The sequence below is a fragment of the Pseudofrankia asymbiotica genome, assembly GCF_001983105.1.
GTDB classification, from domain to species: domain Bacteria; phylum Actinomycetota; class Actinomycetes; order Frankiales; family Frankiaceae; genus Pseudofrankia; species Pseudofrankia asymbiotica.
In genome coordinates this window covers 65442-82196 of sequence record NZ_MOMC01000053.1, presented here as the reverse complement: position 1 = coordinate 82196, position 16755 = coordinate 65442, and the positions used below count along the sequence as shown (strand labels likewise).

Here is a 16755-nt window from a genome sequence, read left to right as displayed (position 1 = left end):
AGAGCCCACGGACCACCTCCGAATGTCCGCACCCAGCTTCCCTGTACCCCGCGTGCGGCGCGACGCGGGGGTGGGTGTGCGCGACCAACTGGCCGCCCTTGGCCGAATGTGGGGTGATCCGGCTCCCGTCGTACAGATATGGCGAACGGGTCCGACAGTGACACGATGGGGATGTGGTAGCGCTGGAGAACCTGATGGGGATCTTTACGCGACCGGCCGCCTCTTCGCGAGCCGGCCAGCCGGGGCCGGCACATCCGGCACAGCCGCCTCAGCCCGCACAGCCGCCTCAGCCCGACTGGGACCGGCTCGCGACGGCGACCGCCGCGCTCGACCCGCCGTTCGCCGTCGTCGACCTGCCGGCGCTGTGGTCGAACGCGGCCGACCTGGTCCGGCGGGCGGCCGGCAAGCCGATCCGGGTGGCCAGCAAGTCGGTACGGTCACGGGCGGTGCTGCGGGCCGTGCTGGCGACCGATGGATTCGCCGGCATCCTCGCGTACACCCTCCCCGAGGCGATCTGGCTCGCGGAGGAGTTCGACGACGTCGTCGTCGGCTACCCGACGGCCGACCGGGCCGCGCTGCGCACACTCGCCGATCACCCACTCGCGACGAGCCGGGTGACGTTGATGATCGACTCCGTGGAACAGCTCGACCTGATCGACGCGGTCCTCGGCGCGGACCGTCCGCCGCTGCGGGTCTGCGTGGACCTGGACGCCTCGCTGCGGCTGGCGGCCGGCCGGGTGCACCTCGGCGTACGCCGCTCGCCGGTGCACACCGCCGAGCAGGCGGGCGAACTCGCGAAGACCATCGTCGCCCGGCGCGGGTTCACGCTCGTCGGCCTGATGGCGTACGAGGCGCAGATCGCCGGCATGGGCGACGCGCCGCCACCGGCCCAGCCGCCGGCCGAGCCAGCCGACGGTTCCGGCTCCGGCTCCGGTTCGGCTCCCCGCCTGGAGTCCGCGCGGCGGGTGGCGGCGTCGGCGCGGGCCGAGGCGGTCCGGCGGATGCAGGCACGGTCGATGACCGAGCTCGCCGAGCGGCGCGCGGCGGCCGTGGCGGCGGTGCGCGAGATCGCGCCCGGGCTGGAGTTCGTCAACGGCGGCGGCACCGGAAGCGTGCACCTGACGACGACCGAGGCGGCCGTCACCGAGATCGCCGCCGGCTCCGGCCTGTACGGGCCGACGCTGTTCGACATCTACCAGGCGTTCACGCCCACCCCGGCGGCGTTCTTCGCGCTGCCGGTGGTGCGGCGCCCGGCGCCCGGCATCGTCACGGTCGCCGGTGGCGGCTGGATCGCCTCCGGCCCACCAGGCCTGAACCGCGTGCCCAGCCCGGTCCACCCGGCCGGCCTGCGGATGATCGGGACGGAGGGGGCGGGCGAGGTGCAGACCCCGCTGCGCGGCCCGGCCGCCGACACCCTGCGGATCGGCGATCGGGTCTGGTTCCGCCACGCCAAGGCTGGCGAGCTGTGCGAGCACGTCAACGCGCTGCACCTCGTCGGCGCCGACGGCTCCGTCCGAGCCGTCCCGACCTACCGCGGGGAAGGCCGCGCCTTCTGAGTCACGCCTTGTGACTCGTGAGGGACTTGGCTGAGTGCTCCGCTCGGGCTCCCTCCTGGAGGACGTCGGCAGCTACAGCGGCGCCCTCGGCAACGCCGTCGTCTGGCTCCTGCTCGCCTGTCCCACTGACCACCGCCGACCAGCACCGCGCCACGGCTGGATCGTGGCGACGCATCACCCGCTGAAGGCGCCAGGCGAGTAGCGTCCATCTATGTAGATGGCATCTACATAGATGGAGGCTACATAGATGCCGGCAACTTCGGGCTTCGTCGGGCGGACGGTCGAACTGGCGCTGCTGGGCAAGCGTCTCGCCCGGGTCGAAGCGTCGGGCACGGGCTACGCCCTGGYGATCCGAGGCCGGCGGCAGGTGGGCAAGTCGCGGCTGGTGCAGGAGTTCTGCGACGCGACGGGTGTCCCCTATCTCTACTTCGCCGCGACCAAGGGGGCGTCCCCGGTCGAGGCGATCGGTGCGCTCCTTACTGGGCTTCGCGAGTCATCGCTGCCCTCGGAAAGCGCCCGGGAGCTGATCCCGGACCAGATCGCCGGCGGCTGGTCCGAGGCGTGGCGTGCGCTGACCGCCGCGCTGCCGAACCAGCCCACGATTGTGGTCCTAGACGAACTGCCCTGGCTCGCCGAACAGGACGACGTGTTCGACGGTGCGCTGCAGACCGCCTGGGACCGGCTGTTGTCGAGCCGCCCGGTTCTGTTGCTGCTCCTAGGCAGCGATCTGCACATGATGGAACGGCTGACGGCATACGACCGGCCGTTCTACGGTCGCGCCGACAATCTCCGACTCGGCCCGCTGAACCCGGCGGAGACCGGCCAGGCGCTCGGACTGGGCGCGGCGGACGCCATCGACGCCMATCTCATCACCGGCGGCCTTCCAGGCATCCTGCGCACTTGGCCGCCGGGAACATCGCCAGAGGCCTTCCTCAAGGCCGAGGTAGCCGACCCGGCGTCCCCCTTGGTGAGCGTGCCAGAACTGGCGCTGCTCGCCGAGTTTCCGGCACCCGACCAGGCAAGACGGGTACTGGAAGCGGTTGGCAGCGGCGACCGCACGCATGCGAACATCGCGGCCGCGGCTGGCGGCCGTATCGGGGCGGTACCGTCCGGCACGCTTTCGCCCCTGCTACACAGGCTGGTCGAGGACAAGCAGGTTCTGGCGGTCGACGAGCCGCTTTCCACCAAGTCTGGCCGTCCGGCGCTCTACCGGGTCGCCGACAGCAACCTACGGCTGTATCTGGCCGCGCTCCGGCCGGCTCAGGAACTTGCCGGCCGAGGCCGCCCGGCCGCCGCGGCGCAGCTGGTCGCGCGCCGTTGGCCCTCCTGGCGGGGCAGGACTGTGGAGCCGCTGATCCGCGAGGCCTTCGCTCTTGCCTGCGCGACTGGCGAGACTCCCTGGCCCGAGGTCGAGGCCGTCGGAGGCTGGTGGAACCGTCAGTTCGACCCCGAGGTCGACCTCGTCGGCGCCGACCGCGCACCAGTCGCCCGTGAGATCTTCGTCGCCGGTTCCATCAAGTGGCTAGTAGGCACCCCCTTCGACCGCCACGACCTGGCCTCCCTCCACCGCGCAGCCGTCCAGATCCCCGGCTTCGCCCCAGGCACGACGGCCTTGGCCGCTGTCTCACTGTCCGGTGTCACCCCCGACGCGGCTCCAGACCTCACACTCGCCTGGGGCCCCGAGAACATCATCTCGGCCTGGGATCCCGGCGCCGAGTGACGGCCCGCCATCGACGAGCCGGTGTCCTGCCCCGCCGGGAAGACGCGCGGGCCTGGGTGGCGGCTGACGGTGGCGGGGCGGTCGCGAGAATGGGGCATGCTCAGTCACGACGATGTTGACGAGATCACGACCAGAGCGGCGCGGGATGGGCGGCACGGGGCCGCGGCCGCGCGGTTCGAGGAACTGGCCGGCCAGCCGGAGCGGCACACTGAGGAGATCAACCGAGCCTTGCTGCTCGTCGAGGCTGGCAGCCAGCACGGGCTCGCCGAGGACTGGGACGCGGCGATCAGGTGCTACCAGGAGGCCATCGCCGACGGCGGTAGCGAYGCGATGGACCCTCGGGTGTGGCTGCACGACGCGTTCCTGCGCGTGGGCCGGCGGGATGACGCCTCGGCGCTGCTGCGGGAGCTGAAGGCCAGCCGCAGCAAGGACCCGGACCTTTACGCCGCGGTCGCCGAGTCGCTGGAGGTGGGCGGGCTGCTCGTCGACGCGCACACCTGGTTCACCATGGGCTACCACCGCTGCGAGAACGCCGACGTCCCCGAGTTCATGCTCGACCTTCTGCTCGTCGGCCGCCGCCGGATCCGCGTCGAGCTCGACTACCCGACGGACGACCTCGACGAGCTGGCCGACGACTACCTGGCCGCCGTCGGCGACTGACCCGGGCGCACGCCCCGCCGAGGTCACACCTGGTAGCCGCGTCGCCACGGTTGAGCCGGCCGCTGGCGGGCGAACGCGACCGACCGAGGTAGACGGCCCAGGCCCCGCCCCGGAGCCCCCACAGGCGAGACACCCTCCACCCGCGAAGCGTGTTGGACAAGCACGCCTATAGACAGGCTGACCCGACACGCTCCGCGGCACCGCCATCGATGTGTGTTGGATGGGCACGGCTATAGGCAGGCCTATCCGACACGGAACCGTGGTTGGGGTCAGGCGGTTGGGGCGGGGGCCAGGATGGGGCGCAGTGCGTCGAGGATCGTTGGGTCCTCGATGGTCGACGGGACGGCGGGGGAGCGGCCGTCGGCGATCTCGCGCATGGTGCGGCGCAGGATCTTGCCGGAGCGGGTCTTCGGCAGCGCGGCTACGACATCGACCCGCTTGAAGGACGCGACCGGGCCGATCTCGGCGCGCACCCGGGCGACGAGATCGCCGGCGAGGACCGCCGGGTCGATGCTCGCGCCGGTCTTCACGACCACCAGCCCGCGCGGGACCTGGCCCTTGAACGAGTCGGCGACCCCGACGACCGCGCACTCGGCGACCGCCGGGTGCGCCGCGAGCACCGCCTCCAGCTGCCCGGCCGAGAGCCGGTGCCCGGCGACGTTGATGACGTCGTCCGTGCGGCCGAGGACGTACAGGTAGCCGTCCTCGTCGACGTAGCCGCCGTCGCCGGTCAGGTAGTAGCCGTCGAACGTCGACAGGTACGACGACACGTAGCGGTCGTCGTCGCCCCACAGCGTCGGCAGGGTGCCCGGCGGCAGCGGCAGGCGGATGGCGATCGCGCCCTCGGTGCGGGCCGGTAGCTCCACGCCGGCCGCGGGGCTCTCCGCCCCCGGGTCGGCGGGGGCGTGGGCCGGGTCGAGGACGCGGACGTCGTAGCCCGGCATCGGGACCGACGGTGAGCCGGCCTTCGCCGGGAGCCGTTCGAGGCCGAGCGGGTTGGCGGCGATCGGCCAGCCGGTCTCGGTCTGCCACCAGTTGTCGACGACCGGCACGCCGAGCATGCTCGTCGCCCACTCGTAGGTGGCCGGGTCGAGCCGCTCGCCGGCCAGGTAGAGCGCCCGCAGCGACGCGCCCACGTCGTACTTGGCGAGGTGCGTGCCGGCCGAGTCCTCCTTCTTGATCGCCCGGATCGCGGTCGGGGCGGTGAAGACGACCTTCGCCCCGTGCTCGGTGACCACCCGCCAGAACGCGCCGGCGTCCGGCGTGCCGACCGGCTTCCCCTCGTAGAGGATCGACGTCGCGCCGACGAGCAGCGGGCCGTAGACGGTGTATGAGTGGCCGACGGCCCAGCCGATGTCGGAGGCGGTGAACATGGTCTCGCCGGGGCCGACGTCGTAGATGTTCGCCATCGACCAGGCCATCGCGACGGCGTGCCCGCCGTTGTCGCGGACGATGCCCTTCGGGCGGCCGGTCGTCCCGGACGTGTAGAGGATGTAGAGCGGGTCGGTGGCGGCGACGGTGACCGGGTCCGCCGGGGTGGCGCCGGGGACGACGTCCGCCCAGTCGTGGTCGCGGCCGGCGACCAGCTCGCACCGCCGCTGCTCCCGCTGGACGATCACGCACCGCGCCGGCGGGTGGGCGGCCAGGCGCAGCGCCTCGTCGAGCATCGGCTTGTAGGGGACCAGCCGGGTCGGTTCGATGCCGCAGGAGGCGCTGACGACGAGTTTCGGGCGGGCGTCGTCGATCCGGGCGGCGAGCTCGGCGGGCGCGAAGCCGCCGAAGACGACCGAGTGGACCGCGCCGAGCCGGGCACAGGCCAGCATCGTGATGACCGCCTCGGGGATCATCGGCAGGTAGACGATGACCCGGTCGCCGCGGCCGACGCCAAGAGCGGCGAAGGCGCCGGCGGCGCGCGCGACCTCGTCGAGCAGCTCGCGGTAGGTGTAGCGGCGCAGAGTGCCGGTCATGGGCGAGTCGTAGACGACGGCCACCGCGTCGCCCCGGCCGTTCGCCACGTGCCGGTCGACGGCGTTGAAGCAGGTGTTCAGCTCGGCGTCGGGGAACCAGCGGTAGAACGGCGGGCGGCTGGCGTCGAGGACCTGCTCCGGCCGGCGGGCCCAGTCGATCGCGCGCGCGGCCTCGGCCCAGAACTCCTCGGGCCGGGCGATGCTCTGCTCGTAGACCCGCTGGTAGTCGCCCATCCCGCGCTCCTCCTTGAGTCCGAGCCGCCTCGCCGGCCACCAGCCCGGGTCTGTCCGGCCCGCTCGCCGCGACCGGCGCCACGCGGAGATCCGTGGTGCCCGTCACGTTCGCACGGCTGGACCTTCCGGCGCATCATCCGGATCGCGACAGTGACATTGGTTCGCTCCGTGCGGGCGCGGCGCTCCGGCGCCGTCCTCGCCTGGCGGCTCGGACGACACCTCCGCGCCGCGTCCTCCTGCGCTCACGGGCGCTACGGCGACCTCGCTGCGGCCCGGCCCACTTCGCTTCGCTTGTGGGCCGGGCCTCCGCGAGGTGCGCCTTCGCGCCCAGCACGGTCACCCGCCGCTGTACGTCGCCAATGCACGTCGCACGTCGACTGCGGTGGCGGGCCTCGGCGAGGCGGGCCTTCGCGACCGGCACGGTCACCGCCGCTGTACGTCACCCAATTCACGTCTGCTGGGCGGGTTTGCGGGAGGTCTAGACCGGTTCGGGGAGGGACTCCTCCTCGGTGCGGGGAGGTGGGACGGTCGGGCGTTCGGCGCCCGCGCCGGTCAGGGAGCGGACCTGCATCTCGGCGTACTTCGCCTCGTCGACGCGCTCCCGGCTGGTGATCGTGCCGAGCCAGCCGAGGAAGAACGCGAGCGGGATCGAGACGATCCCCGGGTTGTCCAGCGGGAACCAATGGAAGTCGATCGACGAGTCCTTGATCATGGAGGCGCTGCCGGCCTTCYCGGAGACCACCGGGGAGAAGACGATCAGGACGATGGCGGAGATCAGGCCGCCGTAGATGCTCCACAGCGCGCCGCGGGTGTTGAAGCGCTTCCAGAACAGCGAGTAGAGGATCGTCGGCAGGTTCGCCGACGCGGCGACCGCGAACGCCAGCGCGACCAGGAAGGCGACGTTCTGGTCCTTCGCGAGAATGCCGCCGACGATCGCCACCAGGCCGATGACGACCGCGGTGATCCTGGCGACCCGTACCTCCTGCGCGGGCGCGGCCGTGCCCTTCTTCAGGACGCTGTTGTAGACGTCGTGCGCGAACGACGCGCTCGCCGTGATGGTGAGCCCGGCGACGACGGCGAGGATCGTCGCGAACGCCACCGCGGCGATGATGCCGAGCAGCAGCGTCCCGCCGAGCTCGAAGGCGAGCAGCGGCGCCGCCGAGTTCGCCTTCCCCGGCGCCGCGTTGATCTTGTCCGCGCCGACCAGGTACATCGCGCCGTAGCCGAGCACCAGGGTGAACAGGTAGAAGACCCCGATGATCCCGATCGCCCAGGCGACGCTGCGGCGGGCCTGGAGCGCGTTCGGCACGGTGTAGAACCGCATCAGGACGTGCGGCAGCCCGGCCGTGCCGAGCACCAGCGCCATCGCGAGCGAGATGAAGTCGATCTTCGTGGTGGTGGTGAGGCCGTACTTGACGCCGGGATTGAGCACGGCGTCCTTCTTGGGACTGGCCGCGGCCGCGTCGCCGAGTACTGATGACAGGTTGAAGCCGGCCTTGCCGAGCACCCAGAAGGTCATCAGCGCGGCGCCGAGCACCAGCAGGACGGCCTTGATGATCTGAACCCAGGTGGTGCCCTTCATGCCGCCGACGAGCACGTAGACGATCATCAGGACGCCGACGATGGCGATCGTCAGGTTCTGCCAGGCCGTGCCCTTCACGCCGAGCAGCAGGTTCACCAGTCCGCCGGCGCCGGTCATCTGGGCGAGCAGGTAGAACAGGCTGACGGTGAGCGTCGAGATGGCGGCGGCGGTGCGCACCGGGCCCTGGCGCAGCCGGAAGCTCAGCACGTCCGCCATCGTGTAGCGGCCGGTGTTGCGCAGCAGCTCGGCGACCAGCAGCAGCGCCACCAGCCAGGCGACGAGGAACCCGATGGAGTAGAGGAACCCGTCGTAGCCCTGCAGGGCGATGGCGCCGGCGATACCCAGGAAGGACGCCGCCGAGAGGTAGTCRCCGGAGATCGCGATGCCGTTCTGCCGGCCGGAGAACGCGCGTCCGCCCGCGTAGAAGTCGGTGGCGGTGCGGTTGGCCCGCGAGAAGCGGATGACGATCGCGAGGGTGACGACGACGAACAGAGCGAAGATCGAGATGTTGACGGCCGGCCGGCCGACGGTGTCGGCCGCGAGGTTCACCGTGCTTACCGTGCTTGTCGCGTTCATCGCGCCTCACTCCCGGCCTGCGTGCCCTCGCCCTGCGTCCCTTCGAAGCGGGCGCGCAGCGCGGCCGCCGCCGGGTCAAGCCGGCGGTCCGCCCAACGGACGTAGACCGCCGTGATCACGAACGTCGACAGGAACTGGCCGAGCCCGAACAGCAGGCCGACGTTGATGTTCCCGCCCACCTTGTGCGACATGAAGCCGGACGCGAAGGCGGCCAGCAGTACGTAGAGGAAGTACCAGGCGAGGAAGAGCGCGGTCATCGGGAACACGAACCGCCGGAAGCCGCGGCGCAGCTCGCCGAACTCGGGACTGCGTTGAAGATCGAGATAACTCTCCGGCCCACTGGCGGACGCGCCAGGGGCGGCCTCGCCGGGGGATGACTGGACGGTGCTCACGCGGCTGCCTCCACTCCGCTGGAAGCCAGGGGCCGCGCTCCGCCTCGCGGCTCGCGGCCCCTGGCCCTGTCGGCCCGGACGTCGGGGGTACGTCGGGCAAACGGTGTGACGGCCGTCACCGTAGGGGCGGGCGTGGGCCGATGGGAGCCCGCCACGCGGACCTTGCTGTCGGCGGCGCGAACCCGGCGCCCGGCGGGCCGGCGTGGCGCGACGAGCGGTCGGCCAGCCAGGCTGGGCGGCGAGCGGTCGGTTCGGCGCGGCGAGCGGTGGCGTGGCGAGCGGTGCCGTGGCGAGCGAGGCTCCGACGGACGCCGCTCCGACGAGCGGTGCCCCGACGAGTGACCCTCCAGGGACGGCCGCCCGTCACGGGGGACGGGCGGCGCCCGACTGGTCGTGCCGGGCGGCCGGGCTCGGCAGGCCGAAGGCCGGCGTGACGGCGGCGGGCGCGGCGCGGGCGGCGCGGACCGCCTCGGGGACGTGCAGGCGGGTCAGCACCCGCCCGACGCCCGGAGGCACGGTGGCGGGCGTGCGCAGCGAGACCAGCAGCATCACGGCGAACGACAGCGGCACCGTCCACGCGGCCGGCTGGGCCAGCAGTGCGCCCGCGAGCCCCGCGGGCGCCCAGCCGAGCATCGTCACCATCGCCGCGGAGGTCGCCGTCAGCCCGCCGACCCCGAGGCCGCACAGCGCCCCGATCACACTCAGCCGGCGCCACCAGATGCCCAGCACCAGCAGCGGGCAGAACGTGGAGGCGGCGACGGCGAACGCGAGGCCGACCGTGTCGGCGAGGCCGACCCGGGTCGCCAGCAGCGTGCCGGCCGCCGGCACGGCGACGGCGAGCACCGCGCCGGCCCGGAATCCGGCGACGCCGGTGCGGGTCCGGTGGCGCAGCAGGTCCTGGCTCAGCACCCCGGCCACCGAGACCGTCAGCCCGCTGGAGGTCGAGAGGAACGCCGCGAACGCGCCGCCCATCACCAGCGCGGCCAGCGCCTCGCCCGCGGCCCCCGGCAGCACCCGCGCCGGCAGCGCGAGCACCACCGTGTCGGTGCGCCCCGTCAGCAGCAGGTCCGGGGCGTAGACCCGGCCGAGCGCGGCGTACACCGGCGGGAACAGGTAGAAGGCGCCGAGCAGCCCGATGACGGCCGCGGCGGTGCGGCGGGCACCGCCCCCGTCGGGGTTCGTGTAGAAGCGGACGATCACGTGCGGCAGGCCCATCGTGCCGAGCAGCAGCGCCACCAGCAGCGAGTACGTCCGGTAGAGGGCATGGTCGCGGTGGGTGGTGCCGGCCGGCACCGCGCCGGTGCCGCCGCGGCCGAGAATGGCCTCGGCGCGCGGCACCGGCGTCCCGGCCGGCAGGGTCACCGTGCTGCCGGCCGAGAGCACAGCCGTCCCCGCCGTCCCCGCGGTCCCCGCCGGCCTGAGCTGGACGGGGTCGAGCCGGACGGGGCCGGCGACCGGCTCTCCGTCCAGAACGCCGTACATCGTGAACGCGGTGGGGATGTCGACGCGGATCCGGACCGTGTCGACGAGGCGGACCGTGACCGGCCGGACCGTCACCGGGTGGCCGTCGGCGGGCGCCGCCGGGGCGCCGTCGCTCCACCACATCGCCAGCAGGAAGAACACCGGGACCGCGATCGCGGTGAGCTTCAGCCAGTACTGGAAGGCCTGCACGATGGTGATCGAGCGCATCCCGCCGGCCAGCACGTTGAGCACGACGACCCYGGCGACGATCACCGCGCCGAGCCAGACCGGGGCACCGGTGGCCGCGCGCAGCGCGAGGCCGGCRCCCTGGAACTGCGGGAGCAGGTAGAGCCAGCCGATCCCGACAACCAGCACCGAGGCGACCCGGCGCAGCCGCGCCGAGCCCATCCGGATCTCCGCGAAGTCGGGCAGCGTGAAAGCGCCGGAACGGCGCAGCGGCGCCGCGACCAGCACCAGCAGCACCACGTAGCCGGCGGTGTAGCCGATCGGGTACCAGAGCATGTCGGCGCCGGCCGCGAGCACCAGCCCGGCCACGCCGAGGAAGCTCGCGGCCGACAGGTACTCGCCGCCGATCGCCGACGCGTTCCAGCGTGGGCTGACCACCCGGCTGGCCACGTAGAAGTCGCTCGTCGTCCGGGACAGCCGCAGGCCGAGCGCGCCGACGGCGAGGGTCGCGGCGCAGACCATCGCGACGGCGAGCGCCGCCGGCCAGGCGGGCGCCGTCACGGCCGCCCGCCGGCCTCGTCCCCAGGCCCTTCCTCGTCCGGGCGCGCTTCCTCGTCCCCGCCCTCCTCCTCGCCCTCGCGTGCCTCCCCGCTGACAGGTTCCTCCCGGCCCGCGCGCGCCGGCCGGCGCCTGCGGTCGTGGCCTACCGGCCGTCCGGCGAGCAGGTCGGTGAAGTCGCTCTCCGTGCGTTCGGCGCCGCGTACGTAGGCCCTGGCGACRACGACGAGCGCCGGGTACACGGCGACGCCGAGCACCAGCCATGGCAGGCCCACGCCGAGCCTCGGGACGCGCGTCGCGGCGAGGTCGGGCACGAACGCGAACAKCGCCGGCAGCAGGCCCAACGCCACCCCGAGCGCCACGAGCACACCGATCGCGAGCCGGCGCTGGTCGCGCAGCAGGCCACGCAGGTAGACGTCGCCGAGCACCGTCTGCTCGTCAAGGTCGCGGCTGGCCGAGCCCCGGACCGGCCGCACGGCCGCCCCGGATCTCTCCGCCGGGCCCCCAGACCTCCTCGATCGGCTTCGCCGATCGAGGAGGGACCCCGGATCAGATGGGGATCCCGGCGCGGACGCGGTCCGCGGCCCCGTCACCCGTACCCGGCGCGGTGGCGTCGCCGCCTTCGGCGGCGGCGGGTCAGGTGGAGCGTCCGGGGGCACGGGTGAGGCTCGCCGCTCGGATCAGCCGGTCGCGCAGCGCGCGGGTGTGCCGGCGGCTCACGGGCAGCACCCGGTCGCCGAGCCGGATGGTGCAGTGGCCGTCGTCCATCCGCAGCTCGTCCACGTGGGCGAGCGCGACCAGGGTGCTGCGGTGGATCCGGACGAAGCCCGCCGCTGCCCAGCGTTCCTCCAGCGTGGACAGCGAGACACGGACGAGGTGCCCACCGCCCGCGGTGTGCAGCCGGACGTAGTCGCCCTGGGCGACGGCGTAGCGCACCTCGGACCGGTGGACGAACCGGGTGACGCCGCCCAGCTCGACCGGGAAGGTCTCGTCCTCGGCGGTGGCCGTCCCGTCGTCGGCTCGCCCGCCGGCGGCGACGGCGTGCGCCGGCCCGCTGACCGGGCCGGTGACGGGCCCGCCGACCGGCCCGCCGAGGCCGGCGGGGCCGTTGACACCGGCGGGGCCGTTGACACCGGCGGAGCCGGCGACACCGGCCGAGCCGCGCCGGGCGGTCGTGGTGGCGGCCCCGCCAGGCGCCTGGCGGGCGGCGCGAATCGTCTCGACGACCCGGCGCACGGCCTCGGCGAGCCGGTCGGGGCGCACGGGCTTGAGCAGGTAGTCGGTCGCGCGCAGGTCGAACGCGTCGACGGCGTGCCCCTCGTGGGCGGTGACGAAGACGACCTGCGGCGGCGCGGCGAACCGGCCGAGTACCCGGGCGAGGTCCAGGCCGTCGAGCCCGGGCATCCGGACATCGCAGAACACCGCGTCGAACGCCTCGGCGTCCAGGGCCCGCAACGCCTCGGCGCCGTCGTCGACCGTGCGCACCAGCCGGACCCGTGGGTCGGCGGTCAGCAGCCAGGCGAGCTCGTCACGGGCCGGCGCCTCGTCGTCCACCACCAGCACCGCGAGCGGACCCGACGCCGGAGCCGCCGCCGACGCGGCCGGCGGCCCGGCGGCCAGTAAGTCGGCGGCCGGGTCCGGCGACGCCGGCCGGGCCGAGGCAGCACCCGCACCCATGATCACGGATGGTAGCCGCCGGGGCGCCCGCTAGCCATAGCCCGATCTTCGCCAGCCGGATCTTCCTCGCGGTCAACGCCGCGCCGGCAGAGGCCCGCCCACGTCCACGATCATTCATGATCGCCGCAGGCGTGTCATCACAGTCGTGATCTGGATGAATCCACAACCGCGACGACACGGAACCAGTGATCTACCGGTTGCGTGCTGGTGGGCGCACGCCGGGGGCCGGGCTAGGGGAGCTGGACTCCGGGCGCGAACTTGGGGACGCGGAAGCTGACCTTGGTGCCGGCGCCGAGGGCCGTCTCGACGACCAGGCCGCACTCGTCGCCGAAGACCGAGCGCAGCCGGGCGTCGACGTTGCCGAGGCCCACCGACTCGCCCACGTGCGCGCCGGCGAGTATGCGGCGCACGACCTCCGGGTCGCTGCCCGCGCCGTCGTCCTCGACCCAGATGTGCGCCGCCGCGCCGTCGTCCGTCGCGCCGAGGGAGACGTGCCCGACCCCGGGGCGCCCCTCGATACCGTGCCGGACGGCGTTCTCCACCAGCGGCTGCACCGCCAGGAACGGGATGACGACCGGCAGCACCTCGGGCGCGACCAGGATCTGCACGGCCAGCCGGTCGCCGAACCGGGCCTTCTCCAGCGCCAGGTAGCGCTCGACGTTGCGCAGCTCGTCGGCGAGCGTCGTGAACTCGCCGCTGCGCCGGAACGCGTAGCGGGTGAAGTCGGCGAACTCGAGCACCAGCTCGCGCGCCCGCTCCGGGTCGGTGCGCACGAACGACGCGATCGCGGCCAGCGAGTTGTAGATGAAGTGCGGGCTGATCTGCGCCCGCAGCGCGCGCAGCTCCGCCTCCACCGCCCGGGTGCGTGACGCCTCCAGCTCGGCGAGCTCGACCTGGGTGGAGACCCAGCGGGCGAGCTCCTCGACCGCCCGCGCGAGCCCGGCGCCGACCGCCGGCGCGTAGGCGAGCAGCGCCCCGACCACCTCGTCGCCGCTCGTGATCGGCGCGACGACGGCCGCTCCGATCGGGCACTCGGGATCGTCGCAGCGCCCGCTCCCACGGGCCGCGCCGGCCGCCTCGCTCTCGCCAACCGCCCCGCCCTGACCAACCGCCCCGCTCTCGCAGGCCGGCCCGCTCTCGTAGGCGTCCGCGGCGTCCGCGGCAGCCGCGGCGGCCTGGATGTGATCCGCGGTGAGGACGGCGACGCGGCCGGCGGTGAGAGCCTGCGCGGCATGACGGACGGCGTCCGCGCGGTGGCGCGACTCGCCCGGGCCGTCCCAGGCCAGCGTCCTGGTCGAGTCCGTGATCGCGACGGCCGACGCGCCAAGCAGCGCGCGCAGGTGGCGGACGGCGCGTGCCGCGCCGGCCGGGCCGAGCCCCTCCCGCAGGTGCGGCGCGGCGAGCGACGCCGTGTGCAGGGTGGCGAACGTGGCCCGCTCGGCGGTGGTCCCGAGCCCCGCGGGGGTGCGGACCGTCCGCAGCAGGAGCAGGACGCCGAACGCCGCCGCGACCCCGACCGCGACCCCGATCGCCAGCCAGACCAGCTGAACATCGCCGATCTCCACGTCGGMACGGTAGCCCGCCAGACCCGGCGAGGCGATCCAGAACGGATGATCGGCCCAGAACCGCGATTTCGGGGCGCGCGCCTGAGAACATTTGGGACATGGCTTCCAGGGAAGTGGAGGGCGAGGCGGCCGGGTCTGGGGCGCGGCCGGGTCTGGAGGACGAGCCGGAGGCACGGACGGATCCGGCGGACGCGCGTGGGACGCGGCCAGGTCTGGAGGACGAGGCCGGGACGCGGCCGGATCTGGAGGAGCGACCGGGTCCTGAGGACGAACCGGAGGAGCGACCGGGTCCTGAGGACGAACCGGAGGAGCGACCGGGTCCTGAGGACGAACCGGAAGAGCGACCGGGTCCTGAGGAAGGCCCTGGGGCGGGGTCGAGTGTGGCGGACGAGCCGCGGGCGCGGCCGAGTCTGGAGCAGCGGCGGCGCGGGTTGGCCGCCGGGCGGCCGAGCCGGCGGCGGGTGGTGCTCGCGGGGATCGGGGCGGTCGCCGGCGTGGCCGGGGTGGCCGCGGCCGCCGGCGGCGCGGTGTACGCGGGCTGGCTGCCTGGGCGGGAACGGCTGGTCCGGGCGGTCGAGGGCTGTGGCGAGCCGGGTGCCGTGCCGGCGGTCGAGCCGGGCCCGGTCAGCGTCACGTCGTTCAGGAGCGCCGCCCGTCGCCGCGAGGTCGACCTGGTCGTCGCCTACCCGCCCGGGTACGAGCCGCGCGCCACAGGTGGCGGCGGCGTGGCTGGCGGCGGCGCGACGCCGGGCGGCGGTGACGCGGCGGGCGAGGACACCGGCCTGACGCTGCCGGTGTGCCTGGTGCTGCACGGGCGGGGCGACGCGGCGCGCTCTCTCGTCGGGCCGCTCTCGGCGCAGGCCTTTCTCGCGGCCGCGGCCGCCACCGGCGTGGCGCCGTTCGCGCTCGCCGCGGTCGACGGCGACGAGACCTACTGGCACCGGCGGGCGGACGGCGACGACCCGGAGGCGATGCTGCTCGGCGAGGTGCTGCCCAGGCTCGCCGCCCAGGGGCTGAGCACGGACCGGTTCGCCGCGTACGGCTGGTCGATGGGTGGGTACGGCGCGTTGTTGCTCGCCCGGCGCCATCCGACCCGGGTGGTGGCCGTCGCCGCGAGCAGCCCGGCGGTGTGGCGCTCCTATGGTGACGCCGCTTCGGGCGCGTTCGACTCGGCGGCCGACTTCGACGATCATCGCGTGCTCGGCGCCGGCCCCGCGCGTGGCGTCGCCTACCGGATCGACTGCGGCAACGCGGACCCGTTCAGCCGCGTCGACCACAAGCTCGCCGACGAGCTGGCCGCCGACGAGCGCGGCTTCCCCACCGGCTGCCACGACTTCGGCTTCTGGCGCCRCCAGCTCCCCGCCCAGCTGGCCTTTCTCGGCCGCGCCCTGTCGACCTGRCCGCGCCCTGTCGACCTGACCGGGCGGGAACCTGACCGGCACGGGAAGAGGCCGGGACGGGTCGGCGGTTGCACAGGGACGTGACGTCGCAGTCTTCCGGGCCGTTCCCGGTGCCACTGTCCGTGCTCGACCTTGTCCCCGTAGGTAGTGGGGTGACGGCCGGCCAGGCCATTCACAACTCGCTCGACCTGGCCCGGCGTACCGAGGATCTGGGCTTCGGCCGCTACTGGCTGGCCGAGCACCACGGCATGCCGGGGATCRCCAGCTCGGCGACCGCGCTGCTCATCGGCCAGGTCGCCGCGGCGACGTCGACCATCCGGGTGGGCTCCGGCGGGGTCATGCTGCCGAACCACTCGCCGCTGGTCGTCGCCGAGCAGTTCGGCACGCTCGGCGCGATGTTCCCCGGCCGCATCGACCTCGGCCTCGGCCGCGCCCCCGGCACCGACCCGGCGACGGCGCGGGCGCTGCGCCGCCTCGGGGGGCGCGCGCTCACCGAGGACGAGTTCCCCGACCAGCTCGCCGAGCTGACGACCTTCCTCGCGGGCGCCGAGTTCCCCGCGGGCCACCGGCTGCACGGAGTGAGTGCCTTCCCGCGCGCCGAGGTGCCGCCGATCTGGCTGCTCGGCTCGAGCGGCTACAGCGCCCAGGTCGCCGGGATCCTGTCGCTGCCGTTCTCGTTCGCGCACCATTTCAGCTCGCAGAACACGATCCCGGCGCTCGACCTCTACCGCTCGTCGTTCCGCCCCTCGCCGGGGCGGGAGCGGCCGTACGCGATGGTCGCCGCCGCCGTGCTGGTCGCCGACACCGACGAACGGGCCGACTGGCTCGCCGGGCCGATCCGCCTGACGATGATGCGTCTGCGCAGCGGCCGCCCGGCGGCCTACCCGACGCCGGAGGAGGCCGCCGCCTACCCGTGGACGGACCCGGAGCGGGCCGCGGCCCGGCAGGCGACCTCGTCGCATGTCGTCGGCTCGCCGGAGACCGTCCGCGCCGGGCTCCAGCGACTGCTCGACGCGACCGGCGCCGACGAGCTGATGGTCACGACGAACGTCCACGGTCACGCCGACCGCGTCCGTTCCTACGAGCTGCTCGCCGAGCTCGCCAGGGACCTGACCCCCCGGTCACGCCGACCCGCCGCCGCCACCACTGCCACTGCCACCGCCGCCACGGCCACCGCCGCCGGCCACGGCGGCGGCCAGCGGACGGGCTGAGGCCCGGCCG

At 74.0% G+C, this 16755-nt stretch carries 13 protein-coding genes; 6 read left to right on the top strand and 7 right to left on the bottom strand.

Annotation, left to right across the window (positions count from 1 at the left end; genetic code table 11):
• Positions 1 to 194 precede the first annotated feature (194 nt).
• The 4 genes from BL253_RS26045 (at position 195) to BL253_RS26035 (ending at position 3936) form a co-directional block, all read left to right on the top strand.
• A complete protein-coding gene (locus tag BL253_RS26045) occupies positions 195 to 1556 on the top strand; it encodes an amino acid deaminase/aldolase (protein ID WP_081438703.1) in 1362 nt (453 codons plus the stop codon).
• 34 nt (positions 1557 to 1590) lie between these two features.
• A complete protein-coding gene (locus BL253_RS42470) occupies positions 1591 to 1758 on the top strand; it encodes a hypothetical protein (RefSeq protein WP_158230420.1) in 168 nt (55 codons plus the stop codon).
• 45 nt (positions 1759 to 1803) lie between these two features.
• Positions 1804 to 3276 carry an AAA family ATPase gene (locus BL253_RS44020; protein WP_076819942.1) on the top strand — a complete coding sequence of 491 codons (1473 nt, stop codon included), beginning with the start codon at positions 1804 to 1806 and terminating at the stop codon, positions 3274 to 3276.
• A 96-nt stretch (positions 3277 to 3372) separates the two neighbouring features.
• Positions 3373 to 3936: a hypothetical protein gene (locus tag BL253_RS26035; RefSeq protein WP_076819941.1), complete on the top strand. Its 564-nt coding sequence runs from the start codon at positions 3373 to 3375 to the stop codon at positions 3934 to 3936.
• Positions 3937 to 4205: 269 nt separating this feature from the next.
• Here the strand turns inward: BL253_RS26035 and BL253_RS26030 are convergent, their stop codons facing one another.
• From BL253_RS26030 to BL253_RS26000, 7 genes are all read right to left on the bottom strand, one after another.
• The gene (locus tag BL253_RS26030; RefSeq protein ID WP_076819940.1) at positions 4206 to 6137 is read right to left on the bottom strand and encodes an AMP-binding protein; all 1932 of its coding nucleotides are present in this window, start codon (positions 6135 to 6137) and stop codon (positions 4206 to 4208) included.
• A 478-nt stretch (positions 6138 to 6615) separates the two neighbouring features.
• Positions 6616 to 8295 carry a solute symporter family protein gene (locus BL253_RS26025; protein ID WP_076819939.1) on the bottom strand — a complete coding sequence of 560 codons (1680 nt, stop codon included), beginning with the start codon at positions 8293 to 8295 and terminating at the stop codon, positions 6616 to 6618.
• Positions 8292 to 8687 (bottom strand): DUF485 domain-containing protein, encoded by a 396-nt coding sequence (locus BL253_RS26020; protein ID WP_076819938.1) that lies wholly within the window; start codon positions 8685 to 8687, stop codon positions 8292 to 8294. Before BL253_RS26020 ends, BL253_RS26025 begins: the two co-directional genes overlap by 4 nt.
• 363 nt (positions 8688 to 9050) lie before the next feature.
• On the bottom strand, positions 9051 to 10895 hold the full coding sequence (locus BL253_RS26015; protein ID WP_076819937.1) for a sodium/solute symporter: 1845 nt from the start codon (positions 10893 to 10895) through the stop codon (positions 9051 to 9053).
• Positions 10892 to 11368, bottom strand: coding sequence for a DUF485 domain-containing protein (locus BL253_RS26010; protein ID WP_241835135.1), 477 nt, complete (start codon positions 11366 to 11368; stop codon positions 10892 to 10894). The genes BL253_RS26015 and BL253_RS26010 overlap by 4 nt, the downstream gene beginning before the upstream one ends.
• A gap of 160 nt (positions 11369 to 11528) precedes the next feature.
• Positions 11529 to 12569, bottom strand: coding sequence for a LytR/AlgR family response regulator transcription factor (locus tag BL253_RS26005; protein ID WP_241835134.1), 1041 nt, complete (start codon positions 12567 to 12569; stop codon positions 11529 to 11531).
• 230 nt (positions 12570 to 12799) lie between these two features.
• Positions 12800 to 14134: a sensor histidine kinase gene (locus BL253_RS26000; protein ID WP_076819936.1), complete on the bottom strand. Its 1335-nt coding sequence runs from the start codon at positions 14132 to 14134 to the stop codon at positions 12800 to 12802.
• A 380-nt stretch (positions 14135 to 14514) separates the two neighbouring features.
• Here BL253_RS26000 and BL253_RS25995 point away from each other — a divergent pair, with 380 nt between their 5' ends.
• Positions 14515 to 15618 (top strand): alpha/beta hydrolase, encoded by a 1104-nt coding sequence (locus tag BL253_RS25995; RefSeq protein ID WP_420801720.1) that lies wholly within the window; start codon positions 14515 to 14517, stop codon positions 15616 to 15618.
• A complete protein-coding gene (locus BL253_RS25990; RefSeq protein ID WP_241835132.1) occupies positions 15615 to 16745 on the top strand; it encodes an LLM class flavin-dependent oxidoreductase in 1131 nt (376 codons plus the stop codon). Before BL253_RS25995 ends, BL253_RS25990 begins: the two co-directional genes overlap by 4 nt.
• The last annotated feature ends 10 nt before the right edge of the window (positions 16746 to 16755 follow it).

Excerpts from the sequence above, each read along its gene's own strand:
- BL253_RS26045 (WP_081438703.1), top strand. The coding sequence starts at position 195 with ATGGGGATCTTTACGCGACCGGCCGCCTCTTCGCGAGCCGGCCAGCCG.
- BL253_RS26005 (WP_241835134.1), bottom strand. The coding sequence starts at position 12,569 with ATGGGTGCGGGTGCTGCCTCGGCCCGGCCGGCGTCGCCGGACCCGGCC.
- BL253_RS26030 (WP_076819940.1), bottom strand. The coding sequence starts at position 6,137 with ATGGGCGACTACCAGCGGGTCTACGAGCAGAGCATCGCCCGGCCCGAG.